Origin of the sequence: Microcoleus sp. K4-B3 (genome assembly GCF_036704615.1) — a bacterium.
In the GTDB taxonomy this organism is placed as follows: domain Bacteria; phylum Cyanobacteriota; class Cyanobacteriia; order Cyanobacteriales; family Microcoleaceae; genus Microcoleus.
In genome coordinates this window covers 15,556-38,012 of record NZ_JAUBSF010000071.1, presented here as the reverse complement: position 1 = coordinate 38,012, position 22,457 = coordinate 15,556, and the positions used below count along the sequence as shown (strand labels likewise).

16 protein-coding genes are annotated in these 22,457 nt (G+C 43.9%); 6 read left to right on the top strand and 10 right to left on the bottom strand.

Annotated elements, in window-relative coordinates; genetic code table 11:
* The first annotated feature begins 85 nt into the window (after positions 1-85).
* The 3 genes from QUA78_RS23980 (at position 86) to QUA78_RS23970 (ending at position 5,287) form a co-directional block, all read left to right on the top strand.
* Positions 86-1,111: an SGNH/GDSL hydrolase family protein gene (locus QUA78_RS23980; RefSeq protein WP_333399056.1), complete on the top strand. Its 1,026-nt coding sequence runs from the start codon at positions 86-88 to the stop codon at positions 1,109-1,111.
* A gap of 81 nt (positions 1,112-1,192) precedes the next feature.
* Positions 1,193-3,442 (top strand): hypothetical protein, encoded by a 2,250-nt coding sequence (locus tag QUA78_RS23975; RefSeq protein WP_333302139.1) that lies wholly within the window; start codon positions 1,193-1,195, stop codon positions 3,440-3,442.
* A gap of 12 nt (positions 3,443-3,454) precedes the next feature.
* Entirely contained in the window at positions 3,455-5,287 is a 1,833-nt protein-coding gene (locus tag QUA78_RS23970) for a DUF6798 domain-containing protein (RefSeq protein WP_333302138.1), read from the top strand.
* Between the two features lie 133 nt (positions 5,288-5,420).
* Here the strand turns inward: QUA78_RS23970 and QUA78_RS23965 are convergent, their stop codons facing one another.
* The 4 genes from QUA78_RS23965 to rfbC all read right to left on the bottom strand — a co-directional run bounded on the left by QUA78_RS23965 (position 5,421) and on the right by rfbC (position 9,894).
* On the bottom strand, positions 5,421-6,395 hold the full coding sequence (locus QUA78_RS23965) for a glycosyltransferase family 2 protein (RefSeq protein WP_333302137.1): 975 nt from the start codon (positions 6,393-6,395) through the stop codon (positions 5,421-5,423).
* A gap of 93 nt (positions 6,396-6,488) precedes the next feature.
* Positions 6,489-8,279 (bottom strand): hypothetical protein, encoded by a 1,791-nt coding sequence (locus QUA78_RS23960; RefSeq protein ID WP_333302136.1) that lies wholly within the window; start codon positions 8,277-8,279, stop codon positions 6,489-6,491.
* Positions 8,280-8,473: 194 nt separating this feature from the next.
* Entirely contained in the window at positions 8,474-9,346 is an 873-nt protein-coding gene (gene rfbD, locus QUA78_RS23955) for a dTDP-4-dehydrorhamnose reductase (protein ID WP_333302135.1), read from the bottom strand.
* Positions 9,347-9,348: 2 nt separating this feature from the next.
* On the bottom strand, positions 9,349-9,894 hold the full coding sequence (gene rfbC, locus QUA78_RS23950; protein ID WP_333302134.1) for a dTDP-4-dehydrorhamnose 3,5-epimerase: 546 nt from the start codon (positions 9,892-9,894) through the stop codon (positions 9,349-9,351).
* A 49-nt stretch (positions 9,895-9,943) separates the two neighbouring features.
* Between rfbC and QUA78_RS23945 the strand changes: the two genes are divergently transcribed.
* From QUA78_RS23945 to QUA78_RS23935, 3 genes are all read left to right on the top strand, one after another.
* Positions 9,944-10,618, top strand: a complete 675-nt coding sequence (locus QUA78_RS23945) for a methyltransferase domain-containing protein (RefSeq protein ID WP_333302133.1) — start codon at positions 9,944-9,946, stop codon at positions 10,616-10,618.
* 133 nt (positions 10,619-10,751) lie between these two features.
* The gene (locus tag QUA78_RS23940) at positions 10,752-11,351 is read left to right on the top strand and encodes a Uma2 family endonuclease (RefSeq protein ID WP_333302132.1); all 600 of its coding nucleotides are present in this window, start codon (positions 10,752-10,754) and stop codon (positions 11,349-11,351) included.
* 112 nt (positions 11,352-11,463) lie between these two features.
* Entirely contained in the window at positions 11,464-12,087 is a 624-nt protein-coding gene (locus QUA78_RS23935) for a hypothetical protein (protein ID WP_333302131.1), read from the top strand.
* Between the two features lie 87 nt (positions 12,088-12,174).
* Here the strand turns inward: QUA78_RS23935 and QUA78_RS23930 are convergent, their stop codons facing one another.
* The 6 genes from QUA78_RS23930 to QUA78_RS23905 all read right to left on the bottom strand — a co-directional run bounded on the left by QUA78_RS23930 (position 12,175) and on the right by QUA78_RS23905 (position 22,214).
* A complete protein-coding gene (locus tag QUA78_RS23930; RefSeq protein ID WP_333302130.1) occupies positions 12,175-13,239 on the bottom strand; it encodes an NAD-dependent epimerase/dehydratase family protein in 1,065 nt (354 codons plus the stop codon).
* On the bottom strand, positions 13,232-13,993 hold the full coding sequence (locus tag QUA78_RS23925; protein ID WP_333302129.1) for a glycosyltransferase family 2 protein: 762 nt from the start codon (positions 13,991-13,993) through the stop codon (positions 13,232-13,234). The genes QUA78_RS23930 and QUA78_RS23925 overlap by 8 nt, the downstream gene beginning before the upstream one ends.
* 3 nt (positions 13,994-13,996) lie before the next feature.
* Positions 13,997-15,892 (bottom strand): hypothetical protein, encoded by a 1,896-nt coding sequence (locus tag QUA78_RS23920; protein ID WP_333302128.1) that lies wholly within the window; start codon positions 15,890-15,892, stop codon positions 13,997-13,999.
* 259 nt (positions 15,893-16,151) lie between these two features.
* Positions 16,152-18,158 (bottom strand): chromosome partitioning protein ParA, encoded by a 2,007-nt coding sequence (locus QUA78_RS23915; RefSeq protein WP_445302357.1) that lies wholly within the window; start codon positions 18,156-18,158, stop codon positions 16,152-16,154.
* Positions 18,159-18,322: 164 nt separating this feature from the next.
* The gene (locus QUA78_RS23910; protein ID WP_333302126.1) at positions 18,323-21,331 is read right to left on the bottom strand and encodes a peptidase domain-containing ABC transporter; all 3,009 of its coding nucleotides are present in this window, start codon (positions 21,329-21,331) and stop codon (positions 18,323-18,325) included.
* A gap of 133 nt (positions 21,332-21,464) precedes the next feature.
* Positions 21,465-22,214 (bottom strand): peptidylprolyl isomerase, encoded by a 750-nt coding sequence (locus tag QUA78_RS23905; protein WP_333186091.1) that lies wholly within the window; start codon positions 22,212-22,214, stop codon positions 21,465-21,467.
* Positions 22,215-22,457: the final 243 nt, after the last annotated feature.

Sequence of the window (22,457 nt, the reverse complement as noted above, 5' to 3'; positions counted from 1 at the left end):
TTTTGAGCAACAGCTTGCCTTCTGTTAAAAGGCAGCTACTTTTAGCTGTGACCATTTTTTAGTCTAAACTCCAGATATTATGTTAATGATCGAAAAAGATTTTGCTAAAAATGTTGCTTTCAGATTAATAACATATCTAATTTTTCCAATTTTTTTATCCACCACCACCGCTGAAATTGTCTTGCGAGTTGCGGGATACAAACCCTGGCAAATAGAAAATGTTGATGTTGCCGTCGAACCAAAAGGTAACTTTTTTACCAAAGACTCGGAACTAGGCTACAAGCATTTGCCGGGTAAATTCAAGGTGAAACTTAACGGCAATTACTCATTTAGTACAACTCATCTCAATAATAGTTTAAGAATAACCCATCCCCTCAATACTTACAATTTATCGTCAAAAAAGCCTGAAATTTGGATATTTGGCTGTTCTTTTACCTACGGTTGGTCATTGAATGATAGCGAAACTTATGCTTGGTTGCTGCAAGAGAAATTACCAAAATATGAAATAGTGAATTTTGGCGTTAACGGCTACGGCACGCTGCACTCGTTGATTCAATTCAAAGAAGCACTCAAACAAGGAAATAAACCAAAAATTGCGGTGATTGCTTATGCGGGATTTCACGACCGCCGCAATACTTTGTTAAGGGCGAGAAGAAAGCAAATGGCTGCTTGGAATAAACTGGGTATTTTATTCCAGCCCGATGCTAGGCTGAATGGAGAAAATAATTTTACCTACAGCATGGCAAAACTTGAATATCGCGAGTTCCCGCTGATGCGGGTTTCTGCATTAAGCCATTTTTTGGAGGTTAATTACAATCAATTTGAAGAGGGATTGTACAAAAGTCACGATGTTTCTAAGGCAATTATTGAAGAATTTAACCGTGTGGCTGAGGCTAATGGTGTTAAGTTAGTTGTGGCCGGAATTAATTCGGGTTCTGCTAAGATGTTGGAGGAGTTAAGTGAGGAGGGAATTGCTACGGCGGATATTTCTGTTGATTTGAAAATACCTGCCAATAATAATTTACCTCATGACCTTCATCCAAGTGCGATCGCCAATCGGCAATATGCAGAAAAGTTGGATGTTTTTTTGCAAGATACTGTTTTAAAGTAAGTTAACGAACCGCGAAGGCGCAAAGGGCGCGAAGGAAGAGAGAAAGAGGAAGTTTAGGAGTTATTTAGGGTTGCTAGACTGATGGGATTATTTGATGTTGTTTCTTTTAAATTGCCGCGAAAATTTCTAATTGATGGTTTTTTTCTGTTTTTACTTGTTCTCGTAACAGTTGCAGTAACATCAATCTATGTATCCAGCGAACATACTTTTTATTGGTGGGATTACGCGGGCTACAACACCGCTACAGTCAACACGGCAAATTTATTTCGAGACTCGCCAGATAAAGCATGGGGCGCAGTTATAGACTCGCTATCTAAGGAAAAAAACCTGTTAATTTGTCTGCCGTTAGTGCCGTTTATTTTATTATTTGGCGAGTCTCGGCTGAGTTACATTCTCAGCGTATCCCTGATTTATGTGCTGCCGTTTCGCCTGTTGCTAGGGGCAATTTCTGCAAAGCTAATTCCAGTTTATCCCCGCCGGGTGTTTTGGTCTACTGTGCTGCTGAGTTTATTAATTCCGATGAGTTGGATACCGACTCTGCGGGGATATCTGGATACTGGCGGCTGTGTGTTTGTAGCCTTGGCAATTTTGGTTTATTTGCAGGATGTTAAGCTAAAATATTGGTGGAACATCCCGTTAATTGGGTTTTTGCTGGCGGCGGCGATTCTGTTGCGGCGTCATTTTGCTTATAGTGCGATCGCATTTTTTGGTGCCGCGACTTTACAGGTTTTCATTGAGTTTATTGTACTAATATACCGTAAAGAAACGGCACTAAAATATCGTAGGGACAAGGAATTGCCGTGTCCAAAAGACCAGGATACGGCAGTGCCGTTTCCCTACGTCGATTTCCCAAAAAACCAGGACGTGGCTGTGCCGTTTCCCTACAGATTGTTGTTTGAATCCGGCATCAAATTGGGTTTGATAGCTGCAACTAGCTTAACTATTTTAATGTTGGTAGCGGGAGATTTTACTCGCAGTGCCCTGACGGTTGACTACCGCAATTTGTATGTCGCTTGGAGTTTGCCTGTAAATGATATTTTAACTCGTTATGCGGATTTTTACGGTTTGGGAACTTGGCTGCTGGTACTGATAGGTTTTTCGGCGGGAATTCTCACCCGAATCCTGGTTCCGGCGGCGGCTATTTTTGTTTCGTTGTTTGGGGTTTTGTCGCTGATTGAATGGCTGTTAGTATTGCGTTACGGCTACTTGCACTATACAATTCATCTTACACCGATCGCACTTTTGGGATTGTCAACATTTTTCTGGACAACTTGGCTGACACTCAAGGGAAAAGTTCGGTATTTCCTGCTGGGCGCGGCGGGTTTGTACCTGGTGTTGAATGCCGCAGTCGGGTTAATTCCTCTCAAAATTGATGTGTCAAGACTGTTTGTAGGTAATTTTCCACCGTTAGTGCGATCGGACTACGACGAAGTTGTAAAATTAGTAGAGTTTCTGCGAAAATTAGCACCGAATGAAGAACCGATTTATATTGCCGGTGCTTCTAACACTTTTAATGCTAATATCCTCAGACAAGCCAACCGCAAATTAAATCCGCCGGAGGGTTGGTGGAAATTAAATACAATCGGGAGGCCGCAAATTGACTCGCGCGATACTTACCCGCTACCGGAGTTGTTGCAGTCGCAATATGCGGTAGTTGCTACACCTTTTCAGCAGGTGTTACCGAGTGACGAACAAGTTTTGCGATCGCACGAACAAGATGTTGTTAAAGTTGTGTACGATGCCTTTACTCAAAACTGGGAAATTGCCCGCGATTTCCAATTGTTACCGGAACAGTTTAAGCTAGAAAATGGCGTGACTGTCAGAGTTTACCGGAGGGTGAAGGCGACTGATACAGCAACGGCAGTTAGGACTCTGGAGGCGATGCAGCGGCAAATAGTCGATCGACCGGGCACGCAGTTAGATTGGATTAGTTTGCATCAATCAATCTATACAAGTGCCAATTATTCAGTCAGTCAAGAATCCGATAACCTATATAAGATTGTAACTCATCCAATTAAAAATAGCCAGAAACTCGATACATCTTTCCTGTATTTAGGTTCGATTTCAGACAAAGTAAAAGTTACCGGCAAACTCAATTTACCTAACCAACAATGTCCGGGAGTTGTCCTGCGCTTGACTTTGTGGGACAAGCAAGGTAAATTAATAGACTCAGCAGAGATGGCTTATAGTCAAAAAAGTGCGATCGGCTTCAATCTATTAGTTGAGGGCAAAAATCCCATTTATCTGCTGCTTGAGGTATTGAGTAGCAGCAAACAGGATTTAACAAACCAATGCCAACTGGAGATTAACAATTTGGCTGTCAGTAGGTAAGTGGAACCGTCAATGCAAAAACATCAAAAATCCCACTGGTATTTTAATCTATCTCTCTATACTTTTGTCATCATCGGCTCCCTGATGGCCACTGGCTATATTTTCCCCATTGGAGGCAATTTCCCCGAAGTGCCGCCAATTCAATTTATGTTAAATCCTGAACTCTATAAAAATGACTATTACGTTCAGGAAATGGTTAAGTTTAATCCGAGATATTACTATTATTATATTATCTATTTGCTTGCAAACTTAGGAACAAGCATTCCCCTAGCGCATTTTATCTATCAATTCCTAGCCTTCGGTTCATTTATCCTAGCTTGCTACGCAATTATCAATATTTATACTAATTCAAAACTGGCCGCAGCAGCGATGGCTTTTTTATGTATAGCCGCTTCATTTACAGATGTTGGTAACACGCTGATATTTTCCACCAAATCCTTACCCAGTACCTTCGCTATGGGTTTCGCAATCTGGGGAATTTACTTTAGTTTGCGCCAGAAATGGCTGACCGGATATTTCTGTTTTGGACTGGCTTGTTTGCTGCAATTTTTAGTTGGTTTGTTGCCGGGATTGATGATGGTTCCAGTTTTGGGAATTCAATCTGTAAAACAGCGGAAGTTCAAAACATTAATTTTGGCGATCGCACTTTTAGCAGCAATGGCAAGTATCGTTTACGTACCGATGTTATTAACAGGTACTACCAGCACTCACACTATCGACAACGCTGATTTTGTCTACATTCACGCGAAAGTCCGCAATCCCCACCACATCCTCCCGTCAAATTGGGATGTGGGGAATTGGTTCAACTTTATATGTTTCATAATTGGTGGCTTGCTGTGCATCAAAAACTCCGATTTATTGCCAGAAAAAGACAAAGTTAATTTTTATGTAATTGTTGGCACATCAATTTTTGCACTGTTTCTAAATTACATATTTGTAGAAGTTTACCCGCTGGCTTTTATCGCCAAGCTACAGTTAGCTAGAACCGTACCTTTTGCTCAATTAATTATATTTATTGCTGTTGCTTTGACGGTCGAGCAACTTTACACAGAAAAACAAATAGCTGTTAGCTTGTTGCTGTTAGCTGTACTAACTTTGCCTTTTAGGGGCATCATTTTTTTAGGATTATCAGTTAGGCAAACAAAAAATTACGTATTTCCGAAAAGATATAATATATTGTTGTGGATTTTAGCAGCAGGAACGGTAATTTTCAGCTTGATATATCCGGTGACTGATTCATGGGAAATAATGGGCGATCGAATAATTAGCATTCCAGTTTTTTTCTCAATCCTCGCCTTTCCATTCATTTTAGAAGAAACATCCCTAGCTACATCTATCAAACAAACTCTAACTCACACATTAGCCTTAATAACTACTGCCACCTTAGTTTTTGGAATAGCAGGAATTCTGCCCAAACCTATATTAAATGTATTTCAAACAAGAGTTAATATCAATGCCGTTCCCAGAGACGACTTAAGCAAATTAGCTGTGCGATTTTCGCAAAGTAGCAGCCGCGATTCACTGGTATTAATTCCCCCCTCAGTTACCAGCTTCCAGTTTTTCTCCGAAAGAGCGATTGTCGTCAACTTCAAGAACTTTCCCTTTACAGAAAAAGGCATCAAAGAGTGGCAAAATCGCATGGAAACCGTTTTAGGAGTTCCCTTAAACCCGCAAATGATTTGGGGAGGAAATGACTTTTTCATCCGACGCAGCAGTGCGGATTTAGTCAAAGTAGCCAGAAAGTATCATGCCGATTATATCCTGAGTCGCAGCGATTGGCACCCAAATATTGAGGGAGAAATAGTAGATAGAGAAGGCAAATGGATACTGTTTAAAATTAGATAATACTATTCCTTAAAATTTGAGATGAGGAGACGGCAGTGCCGTGTCCCTACAGATATGAAATATTTATTGAGTCTGGCGTTGCGCCGACTTTGTTTGTATAGAGGCGGTTTCAACCGCCGAATCTAATCTGCCGTTAAATATCAAAACCCGAATCATCAATAATTTCGCTAATTTGCTTGTCCACATAATCAGCATCCACGTTCCGCGCCATCAACTCAGCTAAAATTCCCAAAGAAATCAACTGCACCGACAGGATTGTACACAAAATCCCAAAAAATAACAAAGGTCGATTCCCGATCGGCCCAAAATTCATCCCCGCCAAATTCAGAAACCAAATAACTATCAAATAACTCAGCGAAACAGTTCCAACCAAGCCAAAACACAATCCCAAACCCCCAAACAAATGACCCGGTTTGTGTAAATACTGCGTCGTGGCTAACACCGTCAACAAATCAATAAATCCCCGCGCATAACGTTCCCAGCCGTAATTCGATTTTCCGTGCTTGCGCGGATGATGTTCGACAACTACTTCGCCAATTTTAAACCCTAAATTGTTTGCTAAAGCCGGAATGTAGCGGTGCAATTCTCCGTACAATTTAATCGACTGCAAAACTTCCCTACGGTAAGCTTTAAAGCCGCAATTCATATCGTGCATTTGCACCCCAGTCAGCAAACACGCAACAGCATTAAACAGTTTGGAAGGTAGAGTTTTAGAAAGCGGGTCGTTCCGCTGTTTTCGCCAACCGGAAACTAAATCAAATCCCGATTCTAAATGATGTAAAAACTTGGGGATTTCAGCGGGGTCATCCTGAAGGTCAGCATCGAGAGTAAAGATAATTATCCCTGCTGCATTGCGAAATCCTGCTGAAAGTGCGGCGGACTTGCCAAAGTTGCGGCGCATTTTAATCGCTTTAATGAGTTTGGGATGTTGGCTGGCTAAATCTGTAATTTCTTGCCAGGAGTAATCGCGGCTACCGTCATCTATGAAAATGACTTCGTAACTGTCAATTTCTGTTTGGAACATGACAAGTTGGATTTTTTCAAAGAGCAATTTTAGGGTGGCTTCTTCGTTGTGAACTGGGATGACGAAGCTGAGATGTTTTGGCATAGGGCTATTCTATTTCATTTGTGTTGTCAATGAGATTTTTTTTATTAACCGCAGAGGGCGCAGAGGGCGCAGAGGAGGAGAAAGAGAGGTTTTTTAGTTTTTATTGATAACTTGGGAGTTTCGCAAGGCTACCCAACCTTCGCGGTTTTTAAAGGAGGCATAGGCTGTCAATAATTTATCTGTTGGTGATGTTTGAATGTATCCTCTCCAAGCTGCGAATTCGTAGGAATGGCCAAACAATTTAACTAAATCTGGGCGCGGAAATCCTGACATGGCGAAACCTCGAACGACATTTTCTTGGTTGAGAATGGCAATACATTTTACATTGTTTTCGGGGTCTCCTACCCAGCCAGTTACTCTCGCTGCTTGTGGTGCCAGTTTGGTGACTGTATCAAAATATCCGGGTACTCCGTCTTTGGGTGCTGACAGTAAGTTGGGAGCGATTTTTGTGTTTAATGCTGCACAGAAATTGTGTTTTTTGATATCTCGGTTAAATGGCACTAAATTGTTAGTTTTTAAGGCGTCGATTAACCCGATAAAAGCGGCAGGCCTATTGCCTACGCGGTCTTTAATTAGCGTTACGTCGGTGATGCCTAATTGCAGTGACAATGCTACTAACGGTTGATAGGTTGCTCTGTGGGCGATCGCCATTGCAGTTTCGCCTCCCACCCCGTACATTAAAATAATCGCGACTGTGGCGACTGCAAACAGCGGTGTCAGCCAACGCCCTTGAATTCTGGGTGTTGGCTGCAACTCGCGCACCCACAATACTGTGAGGACAATTGTGCTCATCCAAAACAAGGCTGGGAGTGTGGCGTAGCGGGAAGCGGTGGCCTGTTCGACACCAAATCCCGATCGACTAACCGCGGCCATTAACGCCGTTTGCAGCGTATAAAGTTGGATTGATAGCCAAGGCAGCCAGTCCGCGCGATCGACCTTTTTTACAAATAGCCAATAACCCAGAAAACCCGTCGCCGCTATCAAACCAATTATACCAATAATTGAAGCAACAATAATATTTTCGCTAAAAATTCCGCCGAGATAAGTGGGAATATATTCGATAGTTTTGAGCGGGTTAATTTTAGTTAAAGAAGGGTGATGAGAGGGAGTTTTATAAGTTAAAAAATAACTACCAATCACTGCAATTGAAGCAATGAAATACAAATAAGTTATTCGCCGAGGAAACCGCAGCACAACAGCAGCAGCACACAATATCGGCCACAAAGCTAAAGGAGTGCTGTAACTAATACAGCCTAAAACACCAAAAACAATGCTGCCAATTACCCACTTATTTTGTTTCCATCCTTCGTTACCAGGCTCTGCCTGGGAATGAATATCCAGAGGCTCCGCCTCCCTCTTACTTGACAAAAGTTTCACATAATATTGCAAACAAAATATCGAACAAATCACAAATAAATTAGCAATTATCCAGTGAACGCCGCTGAATCCCCGCATCCAATTGTGAGCCGCCGCCGGAGTAAAATTAAAAATAGAAATGCAAAGGAGTAGGGAGATAAATTGCAGGGGAAAACGCCTCAAATTTAACGGCAGCAGAGCGATTAAGACGTAACACTGAATCCAAGCCAAGAACCAGGCAACTAAACATAAACCAATATTTGAACCTTGGGTGACAGCTATATTCAACCCATAAATAATTGCCGGAATCAAGACAAAATGCTCGTTTGCCCGAAATATCCAATTAAAAGGATTTGTAGAGAAACCGTCTACTGAATAAAAATTCCACGTCATCCACCAATAATCAAAATTAGACAAGTCTCCCGCTTGCGATATCAAGTACAAAATATATGACGCTGGTATTAGAATGCCGAGAACTGATGCGGCAATTAAAATATATGGTGGCTTGACTTTCATGGATTCGGACATTGGGAGATTTTTAATTGGTAAGGGCGGGTTTAGGCGAGCAACTTAGAATATAACAGGTAACTCATGAACAAAACCCCCCCTCGCGTTTTGATTTTTCCTGTTGAACCAGAAACCCGGTTTCTTCCTGTTTGTCTAGTCGTCAAACCAAAGATGGCGGGCTGAAACCGGGTTTCTTTCTGTGGGTAAATCTTATTTCATTTCACTTCTCTTGCCAGCATTTTTCTGAGTCCTTGCCGCCAATGAGGAGGATGCGTACCCAGAAGTGCTGATATTTTTACCGTAGAGAGAACCGAAAAAGCGGGGCGCTTTGCTGGTGTCGGATATTCGGAGGTGGTGATGGGAATTACGCGCTGAACTTTTAGAGGTAAGCCGAGTTGTGCTGCTTCCTCAAAAATGGCGCTCGCAAAATCGTACCAACTACAAACACCGCTGTTAGTGTACTGGTAAGTTCCAAAAATTTTTGGTTGTATTTGAGGAATTATCTGCGAAATTGCCTCCGCTAAATCGCCAGTCCAAGTAGGACTTCCGATCTGATCTGTTACTACTCGAATTTCTTCTCTTTCCTTTCCCAACCTCAGCATGGTTTTGACAAAATTACCTTTACCGCCGTTGCCGTAAACCCATGCGGTTCTAATAATAATATGTCGGTTTCCCGCTTTCCGAATTGCTTCCTCGCCTGCTAATTTCGACTTTCCGTAAGTTCCCAACGGGTTTGTAGAATCTGTTTCCAGATAAGCAGAACCGTGGCTGCCGTCAAATACATAATCAGTAGAAAAGTGAATCAAACTTGCTCCCAGTTTTTCGCATTCTTCTGCGAGAATTCCGGGGGCAATACCGTTGACTGCGTGTGCTAATTCCGGTTCACTTTCCGCTTTGTCTACCGCAGTGTAAGCACCCGCATTGACGACTAAATCAGGTTGAATTTCAGCCATTGCCTGACGGATGCTTTCGGGTTGGGATAAATCGAGGCGAGTGCGATCGAGCGCAATAACCTCTCCCGAAGATAATAAAATCGGCTGCAATTCTTGAGCTAGCTGTCCGCTGCCGCCTGCGAGTAAAATTTTCACGATCAAAACACTTGAGCTCTTTTCAACGTTTGTCCAGCTTTGTCTTTAGCTGATAAGATTGGTTGGACACCATCTAGCGGCCAGTCGATCGCCAAATCGGGGTCATTCCACAGGATACACCGCTCGTGTCCCGGTGCGTAATAATCTGTCGTTTTGTACAAAACCTCAGCCGTCTCCGAAACCACTAAAAAACCGTGTGCAAATCCCGCTGGAACCCAAAGTTGCTGCTTATTTTCTGAACTCAGCAAACAGCCCACCCACTGCCCAAAAGTAGGAGAATTTTTTCTAATATCCACCGCTACGTCAAATATTTCGCCTGCAACTACCCGCAGCAATTTGCCTTGAGGCTGCTGCATTTGGTAGTGCAAACCCCGCAGCACATTTTTAGAGGATTTGGAATGATTGTCTTGAACAAATTCTGCCGTCACGCCTGTTTTTTCGACAAAAGCTTTGTGATTGAAACTCTCAAAAAAGAAACCGCGATCGTCTCCGAAAATTTTCGGCTCAACGATCAGAACTTCCGGTATTTCGGTAGATATAACATTCATAGTTAGCTGTGAAAGTGATAAACTCATACTCTGTCTATGCTATTTTACTATGAAAGCCGACGCATATCTCAAAAAATTGTACGCCAATCGATTTGATTCCCGACAAATGCAAGCAAAGGTGGCACTCTGGAAAGTTTTAATTGACGAGTTTTTACAAGATTATGTTCCTCCAGAATCAGCGGTTTTAGATATTGGCGGCGGTTACTGCGAATTCATCAATCAAATTCAAGCGGGAGAAAAATGCTTGATTGACCTTAATTCCGATTCAAAGTTATTTGCCACTCCTGATGTCAAAGTGCTGAATTTGGATGTCTTAAATTTGGGAAATAACCTAGCTTTTACAGAACATTTTGACCGCATTTTTATCTCTAATTTTTTTGAACATCTCAGCAGCAAAGAAGAACTAATCCAAATTATCTCCTTTTGTTTTGACGCTCTCAAGCCCGGGGGTTCTCTCTTGGTCATCCAGCCTAATTTTAAATACTCATTCAAAGAATATTACGATTTTATTGACCATCAATTACCGATTACCCACTTATCGCTGCAAGAGCTTTTACAAACAGTCGGGTTTGAAATCGACTTAATTATACCAAGATTTTTACCGTTTTCGACGAAAGGCAGACCTGCCTCGCCTTGGCTGTTAAAAGTTTACTTGAAATTACCTTTGTTGTGGCAGTTTTTGGGAGGGCAAATGTTTGTCAAAGCATCGAAACCAAACAATTAACGATCGGGGAAAGCGGTCGATCGCCGCCCCTAGACCATTTCAATTGTTATAATAAAAATTGCAAGTAGTCCTGTAGTTTGGGCTGGGCAAAATCAGGATAAATTTGCTAAAAAAGCATCACTTTTAGGAAAAAATGATGACACAAACATCCCGCGCCATTGCTGTGAATATTCCGCCGACACTAACACTCACCGTTACCCGCGAGCAATTCATTGAATTGGCAATCGCCAACCGAGAATTACAATTAGAAAGAACAGCACAAGGAGAGTTAATCGTGAATCCACCAACCGGAGGCGAAACAGGATACAGAAATCTCGATATAGAAGGACAACTTTGGTTGTGGAACCGTCAAACTAAACTAGGTAAAGCGTTTAACTCTTCTACTGGTTTTCACTTACCCAATGGAGCAGATCGCTCTCCCGATGCTGCTTGGGTGCGTCAAGAAAGGTGGGATGGGCTCACCCCAAAACAAAAAGAAATTTTTATTCCCTTGTGTCCTGATTTTGTGGTAGAACTCCGTTCTAAAACTGACAACATGGAACCGCTGCGAGCCAAGATGAAAGAGTATACGAACAATGGCGCTCGTTTAGGTTGGTTGATAGATAGGAAAAACAGAAAGGTGGAGATTTACAGGCAAAGTCAAAATGTAGAAGTGCTGGAAAATCCTGTCACTTTGTCCGGTGAAGATGTGTTGCCGGGGTTTGTCTTGGATTTGACAGAAGTTTGGGGATGAAGGTTGAGTCGTATTAAAAATCGGCATCGCGCGATCGGCCATTCCTCATCTTCTCAGCTTGCAAAAATTGAGATATAATAGATCGACAAAGGCATTGCAATTATCAAACAGAATGACCAAGCAAAAAATCTTACAGGAAGGTCGAGAATATACATTTCGTTCATACTTTGAGTTACCTTATGAAACGGATCAAATTTTAGCAGAATTTGATTACTCGCCGATCAAAACTGAGCTGTCTTTGCCGCATACCTCTAGAGAACTGGCAGAAATAGCTTTCCTCAAACAAAGAATTAAAGAAACTTTATTTTTTGTCAGTCTCAGCAGCGAAACAGCTAGAAGAGAATCATTAGTATCGCCAGTTTTGCTAGACATCATCCGGTACTGCAAATGTCAACTGCGATTTGAGTATACTCTCAACGTTAATAGCTGGTTAAAGGGGAATTTAGATTATTTCGTAAAATCCGAGCGAGAATTGCTAGTCATTGAAGCAAATAACGACGATATGACTAGAGGATTTACCCAACTAGCTGTAGAATTGATCGCGATGTCTCACGTTGAAGAGCAAAATATCTTTTACGGTGCGGTGACAATGGGAGATGTCTGGCGATTTGGCAAGTTAGACCGAAATCAGCACACTATTTTTCAAGATATCAATTTGTTTAAAGTGCCTGACGATTTAGAGGATTTAATGAAAATAATGGTGGGAATTTTAGACGGGGATGAAATTTCGCCGTAGGGTGCGTCGCTTCTAGTCACTCAAATAGTGACGAAATTTCCCATAGCGACGCACCTTACTATTTGCAATCTGCCATTAAAAAAATCCCTATAATATCGAACTCAAAACAACCTCATTAGCAGCAATCCAATCATAAATATCCTGCAAAGCCGCTTCCGGCCCAATAACAGGCCGCCATCCTGTTTTCTCCATCACCCTAGAAGAATCAGTAATAAAAATCGGAATATCCCCCGCGCGTTCCTCCAAAACAGGATTAATTGAAATTGATTTACCCGCAATTTTACGGCACAAATCAGTTGTCTCAACCAAAGAAAGACTGTTGCTCAAACCGCCGCCAACATTAAAAACTTCTCCGTCAAATTCAGCAAAATGTTCTAATTGATAATTAACTAACCTCAACAAATCTTCAACGTGCAGTAAATCCCTAACTTGCTTCCCGCTGCCGCCAAAACCGATATAACTCAGCGACTTTTGAAAATAGTGAGCCGCCACCCACAAACCGCAAACTCCCTGATCTACTTTACCCATTTGCCAAGCACCAGTAATTAACCCGCAACGGTTAATAATTGCTGGCACATTGTATGCTTCCCTGTATTCCTCAATCAGCAATTCCGAAGCTAATTTAGTTGCTCCGTAAAGCGAACGGTGTCCTTTTAAAGGGAAGTCTTCTGATATGCCCAACTCGGATATACCGGGTAAAGTTTGCTCCGGGGCGATCGCAAATCTATTCGGCAACTCTAACAGCTTAACAGACTTGACACTGGCGATCGGATAAACCCGACTCGTAGACAAAAACAGCAAACTAGCACCAGTTTGTCTCGCCAACTCCAAAACATTTACAGTGCCCAGTAAATTCGTCTGCAAAACGTACTGAGGCGAACTAAAACCAGCCAGCACAGAAGGCTCCGCAGCACAATCTATAATGCAGTCAGCATTCAGTGCAACTGGATCTAAATCTGCCGCTGTGCGAATATCCCCGTAAACAAACTGAATCCCGCAACTTTTAAGCCGAGGCAGATTCAATTCCGAGCCCCGGCGGCGCAGGTTATCTAAACAAATTATTTGCCATTCCGGGTGCAGTTTCTTCAGGCCAATTGCCAAACAACTGCCAATGAAACCCGCCCCGCCCACAATTAAAATTCTCTCAGGCATTCACTTTTAATTTTGCTATCTTTCTAGTCCGGTGGTAGTCGCCGCGAGAGAGATGTTTTTCGAGCCAGACATACAAGACAATAAACAAATACCGGCTGCCCATCTCTTTTATTTTCAGCTTAGAAATACCAGCAGTCCGATTGTACCACCTCAGAGGAATCACCGTATAGGAAAAACCCCGGACAATTGCTTTTAAAGGCAGTTCAACTGTCAAATTAAAATGATGGCTCAAAATGGGTTGCACGCCTTCAATCACTTCTCTGCGGTAAATTTTAAAAGCATTGGTGACATCGCTGTACCGCAAGCCAAAAATACTTTTGACAAACCAGTTTGCTAAGCGGTTAATTGCTAACTTGTGAATTGGATAATCAACTATAAAGCCGCCTTTGATAAAGCGGGAACCGAAAACGCAATCATATCCTTCTTGCAACTTGCGGTATCCTGCTACCAAATCTATCGGATCGTCGGAAGCATCCGCCATCACAATTGCCACAGCATCTCCGTCAAATTCGGCCAATCCCCGTCGCACCGCAAATCCGAAGCCGTTGGGAGGTTGATTGTTGATGTATCTAACTGCGGGAAAAGCCTCTGACAACTGCTGGCAAATATCAATAGTTCGATCGACACTGTTGTCATTCACAATCAAAATTTCGTGCGGAATGCCTTCTAAATCGAGCGTCTGGGCGATCGCCCGCACAGTACCGTACAAGCAGCCCTCCTCATTGTGGGCTGGTATAATCACAGAAATTTTCACTCCTCATCCTCCGCGCAACTGGACAAACTGGTTGTCAACAGGATTATACACCCAAGCTTTAATTTCGGTTTGGGCGATCGGCAAATTATTATCCGACAAATCAACAGCCCACCTTGCATTGTTGTACAACTCAGATTTTAAACTCTTAACGATGTCGGGACTGTCCAAATTTACATAAGCGTTAGCAAAAAAAGATTGTTTATCGCCGACAGATAGCAGTACAATATTTGGTTGTTTCAAATTTCCTGGCAAAACCGCCCAACCAGCAGCCTTGACAGCAGCATTTTTCTTGACAGTCACCGATTTTTCGCTGGTTTGAGGTTGGTCTAAATAGCCGTAAACTTTCTCGGTATTAGAAATAAACTCTACATTTTTCGCGAACTTTCTCCAACCTATTTTGTCGATAATTGCCGCGCCTTCTCTCACCAGCCAAGTTTTTTTGCTCAGCACCCTCAAACAGCTTTCCGGCGAATTCTTGAAAAAATCCGATGGTTCCAGATAGTTGATTAAATGCAAACAATCTTGAGCGCCTTGTTTGTAAGGAAGTGCCGATCGAGATTGGGCGATCGCCTGTTGAGAGTTAACAATAATTATCCCAATTAACAGCCCTGCCACTACCCGATAAATAAATTTATAATTACGCTTTACTTTTGCTTTTGTTTCTTGATATTTACCTCGGACAAACAATTGCCCTAGCTGAACCACAGCAATTAATAGCAAAATCGAATTACTCGTATATCTCGACGATTCAATCGCCTGAATTGCCCCAAATTCTGCCCTACCAGCCGTAATAAACAAAGAAGATAAAACCGAAAAAAAACCTATTGACAGCCAAGGTAAAGCCTCGTGATTTTCACTAATATCATTCCTATTTGTCATTGCGAGGTACGAAGCAATCGCTGGGGCTGGAGATTGCTTCGCAGGGCTCGCAATGACGAAGAAATAGAATCCCAAAAATAAGAAAATTGCAAATATTAGCAAGCCAACCAGTGCAGCAATACCCGGAAAACGCACAAGTGGTGAACCCAACAAACTCAAAAAATAATCAATTACCACAAGTGGCTTGCTCAACAATGAAATAATACTTGCTTTCCGGGTGGGATGATAATCAATTGAGTAAACAGCACAAGTTGCCACAAACAGCAGCATCCATACAATAATTCTTTTTCTTTTCTGCACGGCATTTCCTTCTAAAGCCGCTACAGCCGGAATTGCTGCTAACCAAGAAAGCAAACCTTGGGCTAGGGAAAAACTAGCAATAAAGCAGAAGACAGCAGCAATAGAGATTCTAATATAGTGAAGTACAGATATCGGGTAGGGACACGGCACAGCCGTGTCCTTTATCGGGTAAGGACACGGCACAGCCGTGTCCCTACTGTATTTCATCCGATTGAAAACGGCTATATTCGGCAATAATTTGTGATGTGAAACCAACGCATAAACCGCAGCTACAAAACACAAATTTACAAAAAACCACGCTAATTGAAATCCCCAAAGCCAGTTTTCGTACTGAACTAGGGAACACACCAAAATACAAGTTAAAATATTAGCTAAATGCCACAAATCATCCCCAACATTCTTAACTTGCATTGAGGATAACTTGTACATAGCGAGAAAAGTTATCGCAGCCAAACCTATGCTGGCACACAACTGATAATTAATATTCCATCCGGAAGCAAAAGCCAGCACCGCAATAATTATTTTTGGGAACACTATGCGGTGGTTGCTGTGCAAAGCCCAAAAATCGTTAAAAGTTACATTTCCCTGAGCTATTTTCTCAAAAAGGCTAGCTAACCTCCACTCGTCATCAACGGGAACGTTAACGCTAAAATTCGCTACAAATCCGATTAATAAGAGGACAGGAATTAGATATAGAGTAAATAAAATAAATTTTTTCATTAATGTGCAATCGATTGCAGCCACAATTTTATACCAAGCTGCGCTCCAATTTTCTTTTAAGTAGGTCGCTCTAATTCTACTCGTTACCAGGCTCTGCCTGGTAACCCCGGGAGGATCTGCCTCCAATTTTCATGAAAGCTTCCGAGGCAGATCCTCTGGACATGGGTTCCCTGGCTCTTCCAGGGAACCAGTTACAATTAGTCCCCCCCTGCTGGGAATTTGGTTGTGTAGTAGCGAATTCTGTTCGCCTCGAATCAACCTACTTAACAGTCTTGAACGTATCCAGTTTCCCAGTAAATCGGTTGATAAACATCTGCAAAACAGTCCGCTTGCCGATATTAATATTAGAACTCACGGACATTCCAGACTGCAAACCAACCTCCACTTCATTTGCCTTGCCCTTGTTCAAAACAAACTTCTGATTTTTGAGCTTAATTTTGGTTTTGAAAGCGTAGTATTTCCGCAGTTCAGTAGGAGGCTCAGCATCGCTGCTAATCTCTTTCACTTCACCCTCAGCAGTACCAAACTCCATAGCCGGGAAAGCTTCCACATTCACTTCCACAGGCACGCATTGGTATTTCGTCAAACCCAGTTTCTCTCTGTTAACTTCCTTCTCTGGACACACGCAACTTTTACCTTTTTCGCAATCAATCTTTTCTCCATCTAATTGTTTGCCGTGATACGGCTCCAATTTTTCCCGCTTCTGTCTCAAAGCATCCAATACCAGAGCCACATTGCTGTTTTCCAGGTAAACAACTGCTTCCAGACCGTTTTCGTCATCCAAAACCTTGAGTAGCTTTTCAGTTTGCTGCGCTTCGTAATAAGCTTCTTCGCAGCGTTGTGGGCGCGGTTCGCCCGGTTTCAGCACCGAATTAATAATGGATTGGCATATCGGATCTTTCGCCATATCCAACTTAGCATTCTCCTTCTTAGAAGGTTTCAAATCGAAGATAACGCCCGATACCGGAGCCTTCATAACTTGAGTGTCGCGGGTTTGCTGCGCTTTTTCAAGTTGAGCATTGATTTCTGATAGCTTTTTCAGGTTTTCTACCTTGAAGCGACTTAGCTGAGAATCGCTGCTGGCAATTTGTTTCTGGTTTTCAGCAATTTTGGTGTAAAGTTCTTTTGCCCAGGAATCCTTGGTGTTTTTCAACTGTTCTTCGGCGCGGCTGATGGACTCCTGAATGCGCGCTTGCTCTCCTTGCTGGCGCTGTATTTCAGCACTAATTTTTTGGATGTCACCTTGACGCGCGTTAATTTCACCTCGGCGCGTATTTATCTCACCTCGGCGCGTGTTAATTTCGCCTTTGCGGGAGTTGATTTCACCTTCGCGCTGCTTGATTTGATCTTGCTGTTTGAGAACGTCGCTTTGTCCTCTGAAAACATCTTGTTCCTGTTTTTCTTTTTGCAGTTCAGCGATCGCTCCTTGCTCTACCAGAGGGCCGAGTCTGCCTAGAATGTTTTGATTCGACTTCAATACTTGTTGGGATTTCGCTAACTGTTCGTCCGCCAAATCTCTCTGAGCCAGGGCAGATTTTACTTGCTCTTGCGAAGAACTTAACTGCTGCTGAGCATAATTTAATTGGTTCTGGGCAAAACCCAGTTGTTGCTGTGCTACGGTCATTTGATCGCCTGCGGCTTTCTCAGCATCCTGAGCTTGCTTCAGTTGTTTTTCCAACTCCTGAACTTGTCCTTGGGCTGCGGCTACGCGAGACAGAAATTCCGATCGATAATTAACATAAAGCCCTTGCTGAGCAGCATCAAAATTTCCGCTCGCTCCCCGATTGAGGTACAGCTCGTCAATCAAAGCTTGCAGCACTTGATTTTGTGCCGTGAGGCTCTGTCTGTCTTTGATAGTTGATTCTAGGCTTGAAGGAATAGGGCCTTGAATTTTGCCGTTAACCACATCTTCGTAAAATTTGTTTTCCTTTTCCAGAGCCTCTTTAGTTTTCTTAACAGAAGTTAAATCAGCACTGGATGCAAGGGGGTTAAAAGTGAGCAAAGGCTGGTTTTTTTCTACCCGATCGCCATTTTCAACGTGAACTCTCACCACAGCTCCTGTAGCAGGTGCTTGGATGTCTCTAGCACCATCTTTGAGTTCTAATTGGCCGATAGCGGGGACAGCTTGCTCTACGCTAGCAAAATAAGCCCAAACTACAGCAGAAGTGGTCATCAGCATGATCATCCACAAAAACAAGTGCGACCAAATCGCTGGTTTTTCGAGAATGACTGGTTGCTCAGAAAGTATTACCGATTTCATGGCCATTTGTGAGTTGTTATTTGTTAGTTGTTATTGGTTATTTGGGAATTGGGCATTGGGCATTGGGAATTGGGCATTGGGCATTGGGCATTACTGTTTGCCATTATTTTTTAGTAATTACCGATTACCGATTACCGATTACCCGATTACCGATTACCGATTACCCATTATCAGGTATTTGATGACTCTTGTTGTTGGAAGAGGCAGTAGTAACGCCCTTTAAGAGCCATTAATTCTTTATGAGTTCCCCGCTCGACTACAGAACCTTGATCCATCATAATAATTATGTCGGCGTTTTGGATTGTAGTCAGGCGGTGAGTAATGAAAAACACAGTGCGACCGGCGAAAGCTTCTGCTAAGTTATTGCAAACTTGGCGTTCGGAATGGTAGTCGAGGGCGCTTGTAGCTTCGTCCAAAATCAGCAGTTTCGGGTTTTGCAAAATCGTGCGGGCGATCGCCAAACGCTGCCTTTGACCTCCAGAAAGCGACGCACCCCGCTCTCCGACGATCGTATTGTAGCCAGCAGGCAAGCTCATAATAAAATCGTGAGCTACCGCTAATTTCGCAGCTCGCACAATCTCATCCGTACTCGCATCGGGATTGCTCAGAGCAATATTTTCCTGCACAGTACAGTTAAACAGCAAAGTATCTTGCAGCACCACCCCAAGTTGGCTGCGCAGCGAATATAATTCCACCTTGGCAATGTCGTACCCGTCAATAAAAATCCGGCCCGACAGTGGCGGATAAAGACGCTGTAACAACTTCATTGCCGTACTTTTCCCGGAACCGCTTCCCCCCACAATTCCCACAAAACTGCCAGCGGGAAATTCCAAATTCACATTCGCCAGTTGCAGCGGCCCGCTTTCGAGAAATCTGAAGGAAACCTCCTCATAGGTAACCTGCCCTTGAATTGCCGGCAGCGGGATATTGCTCCGGTCTTCATCGCTGGTTTCCGTCGGCGTATCGACCACATCCTTAAGCATATCGATCGACATCGAGACTTCTTGGAAACTCTGCCACACGCTCACAAAACGCAGCAGCGAACCAGTCACGTTCCCGGAAATAATTCGGAAAGCAATCAACTGACCCAAAGTAATCTCATTTCCCAGTACCAAATAAGCTCCCACCCACAACTGAGCTAAGTTACCCACCTGGTTTAAAAAGCTGCTAATCGTACCGGCCGCAGTCCCAGTGATAATTGTTTTAAAACTGGCTGTAATGTATTTTGCGTAGCGGCTCGACCATTCCCAGCGGGATTTCAATTCAATATTTTGAGCCTTAACAGTTTGAATCCCACTGACTACTTCCACTAGATAAGATTGAGAGTCAGCAAAACGCATATTTCTTTGTTTGATCAGGCGCAGCACCAGCGGATTGATTAGAACAATCATCAGCCCCAGTATCGGTACGACTGCCAAAGATACAAACGTTAGCTGCACGCTGTAAGAGATCATAACGGCGACGTAAACCACCGAAAATACCGCATCGAGAACCACTGTCAGAGCTGTACTCGTCATGAATTCCCGAATCTGGCCCATCATGCTGAATTTGTAAACCAGATCTCCCACGCGCCGGTTGTCAAAGTAATTTTGGGGCAGCCGGAGCAAGTGGTCGATTACCTCCGCACTCAATTTGACATCGATGCGGTTTGAGGTATCTATAAACAAAAAGGTACGCAAACCGTTGAGCAGTCCTTCAAACAGAGCAACACCTAACAGAAATGCGCCCAAAATATCCAAGGTGTCGATGCTGCGCTGACCTAATACTTTATCAATAATTACTTGGCTGATTAATGGGTTGGCAAGACCAAATAACTGTACAAAAAACGAAGCGAGCAACACCTCAAAAAACACTGTCTTGTGTTCCATGAGCGCCGGCACAAACCACCAGAAGCTGAACTGCTCTTTTTGTTCGACTTGCGGAGCTTGCAGCAGCAGGACTTCTCCTGATTCTCCCCAGATTTCTTTAAACTGAGGTATCCGCTTCCGCATCAGCCCCTGTTCGGGCGTGGCGAGCACCAATTCTTGCTCGGTGATGCTGTAAATAATGGCAAAGGTATCTTGCCATTTAATCATTACCGGGGCTTTGATGCGGTTGATGGCTTCTGCTGGCACTTGCGCCAATTGGGGCGTGAGGCCGATGCTTTGGGCGATCGCCCCGCAGGCTTGCATACTGATAGAACCAGCAGTTTTTAACTGATTTTCTAGAACTTTGCGGATGATATCTCGACGAAATTTGAGGCCGAAATACTTGCTCAACATCTGGAAGCAAGCTAGCGGGCTGTCAATCTGCCCTTTGGCGCGGAAAACTGGGTATCTCGCCGCATCCTTTGGTTGGTCGGTTTTGGGTTCTGGGGGACGGTCTGGGCCGGGTAGAACCTCGATGAATTTTCCGCCTGGCGGCTTCTGGCCCAAGCCTGCTGTATCTGTCGTGCCATTTAATGGGTCTAGCTCGGGTTGGGGTTCTGGGGGTTCTCGGAAGCCGACCAAGCGGGCGCCGAGGCGGCCTTCTACTTTTAAGGATTTGGCTGCGTTTTCCACAGAGAAGCGGCTGCCGGTGGGAAAGTCGCCCAAGACGCCGCTGCTGACGAGCCAAACTCGATCGCCATCTAGCTCTTTGGCGAGGTCTTGAGTTTTTTTGTTGCCGTTTGGCACGTTGACAACTTTCGCATCTTGCCAAGCTTGCAGGGTGAGTTCCTTGAGATTGGAAGTGCCGTCGGCTTGGCGCTGCAACTCCAGGCTCAACAGTTCAAATACTTCGCTCAAGGAACTGTGTTCGCGAAAGGCTTCTCCAAATGTCGGCTGTTTTTCCAGTACGCTCAGGAAATCTTCGGCAGGTAGGACGATCGCAATCACATCTGTAGAGGCGATCGCCGTCTCGCAGGGAACTCCCCTGAGCAAGCCAGCCCAGCCGAGAATTTCCTGCGACTGCACCAAACGCAAGCTTACGTGGCGCTGCGAGCGCTGGTCAAAGCCCAGCAGCCGGGCCTGGCCTTGATAGATAATTGCCACCTGAGTCGGCATTTTTTCCCGTTCAAACAGCGGTTGCCCCGTCCGGTAGCCGAGGAGTTGGCATTTAGCCACTAAGGCTGACAGAGCCGTCTCTGAGAGTCGGTCAAAGGGAGGTGTTTTAGCTAGGAAATCCTGAATCTGGGAGAGGGAAACAGCGGAAGAAGTCATCCGATTTTAGATTTTAGATTTTAGATTTTAGATTTGAATCCACAGATGAATCCGGAGGCTTTTTGTCAAGATGCTACGCTTTTTAAAGTCTCCACGGGTAAATCCGGGGGCCCCAGAGCAAAATTGCTTTCGGTCATGATATTGAAGACACGGAAGAGAGGGGCTGTAGCGGGCCTATTTGCGATATCTGTTCGGCGAGCCAGCTTTCAAAGAGTTCGTTAATCAAGTGCAGCCGCATCGATTCATCGAGCTGGGCCGGCATGAACTTTTCTAGTCGAATAATTACCATCCATTCTGCCAGAGGACGCGGCGTCCAGAGTTGATTTGGCTGGCTGACGGACAAAAGTTTGCTGATTGCCGGGTGCGGCTGCGAGAGGGGTACTGGACCCAACAAGCCGCCGGACTTGGACTCCGGCCCTTCGGAAAAGTCGCGAGCCACTTCGGCAAAGGTTTGTTCCCCTTCGAGGATGCGAAAGTAAAGTTCGTTTGCCAGTGCTGGATTTTTGGTGCGCACCAGGGAATAGACTACGTGGTCTAGGCTGGCTTTGCGGGTTAAAAAATAATTATCTACTTTAGGTCTCCAAGTGGCTTGCTTAAATTTTTCGATCAGCAAGGGCCTAACGGCCATCTCTTGAAGTTCTTCTTCCGTCATGTTTTGGCTGCGCAGCCAAGCTTCTTTGGCTTCGGGGGCGGTCAGTTGGTGTTGTGCCAGAAAGTTCTCGACGGCGGATTGGCGTTCTTCGTCGCTGCAACTAAAGGATGCGATCGCTTGGTCTACTATTACACCCCGCAAGAATTGCGGCATTAACTGGTACCGCTTCAGGAGCGATGGCATATCCTGAGCTTGCAGTAATTTATCGCCTATTTGAAAAAGTCCTGTCATTTTTTTATCTCCAACTGACTTGCGCTTCCCCTTTTAATTTAGCTGTGGCAGGAAAAGAGCGACAACCACTAACCCCTCGATTCCCCGATGATAGCAGACCGTCAGCGGGCTAGCGCTATTGCTGTCTATTTCTTGACGCTCTGCCTAGCGAGGGGTTCCCCGCGTGTCTCAGAATGGTAGTGGGATAAGGCGAGAGTGGGATAAGGCGAGAGTGGAAAAATCTTTCTTCTGCCATCTTCCTTC

What these genes read in the sequence shown, in the direction of transcription:
- QUA78_RS23920 (WP_333302128.1), bottom strand. Translation starts at nt 15,892, where the DNA reads ATGAAAAAATTTATTTTATTTACTCTATATCTAATTCCTGTCCTCTTA.
- QUA78_RS23960 (WP_333302136.1), bottom strand. Translation starts at nt 8,279, where the DNA reads ATGTCCGAATCCATGAAAGTCAAGCCACCATATATTTTAATTGCCGCA.
- QUA78_RS23905 (WP_333186091.1), bottom strand. Translation starts at nt 22,214, where the DNA reads ATGACAGGACTTTTTCAAATAGGCGATAAATTACTGCAAGCTCAGGAT.
- QUA78_RS23930 (WP_333302130.1), bottom strand. Translation starts at nt 13,239, where the DNA reads ATGCCTGAGAGAATTTTAATTGTGGGCGGGGCGGGTTTCATTGGCAGT.
- QUA78_RS23965 (WP_333302137.1), bottom strand. Translation starts at nt 6,395, where the DNA reads ATGCCAAAACATCTCAGCTTCGTCATCCCAGTTCACAACGAAGAAGCC.
- QUA78_RS23970 (WP_333302138.1), top strand. Translation starts at nt 3,455, where the DNA reads ATGCAAAAACATCAAAAATCCCACTGGTATTTTAATCTATCTCTCTAT.
- QUA78_RS23980 (WP_333399056.1), top strand. Translation starts at nt 86, where the DNA reads ATGATCGAAAAAGATTTTGCTAAAAATGTTGCTTTCAGATTAATAACA.
- rfbC (WP_333302134.1), bottom strand. Translation starts at nt 9,894, where the DNA reads ATGAATGTTATATCTACCGAAATACCGGAAGTTCTGATCGTTGAGCCG.
- QUA78_RS23945 (WP_333302133.1), top strand. Translation starts at nt 9,944, where the DNA reads ATGAAAGCCGACGCATATCTCAAAAAATTGTACGCCAATCGATTTGAT.
- QUA78_RS23975 (WP_333302139.1), top strand. Translation starts at nt 1,193, where the DNA reads ATGGGATTATTTGATGTTGTTTCTTTTAAATTGCCGCGAAAATTTCTA.
- QUA78_RS23910 (WP_333302126.1), bottom strand. Translation starts at nt 21,331, where the DNA reads ATGACTTCTTCCGCTGTTTCCCTCTCCCAGATTCAGGATTTCCTAGCT.
- QUA78_RS23915 (WP_445302357.1), bottom strand. Translation starts at nt 18,158, where the DNA reads ATGGCCATGAAATCGGTAATACTTTCTGAGCAACCAGTCATTCTCGAA.
- QUA78_RS23940 (WP_333302132.1), top strand. Translation starts at nt 10,752, where the DNA reads ATGATGACACAAACATCCCGCGCCATTGCTGTGAATATTCCGCCGACA.
- QUA78_RS23935 (WP_333302131.1), top strand. Translation starts at nt 11,464, where the DNA reads ATGACCAAGCAAAAAATCTTACAGGAAGGTCGAGAATATACATTTCGT.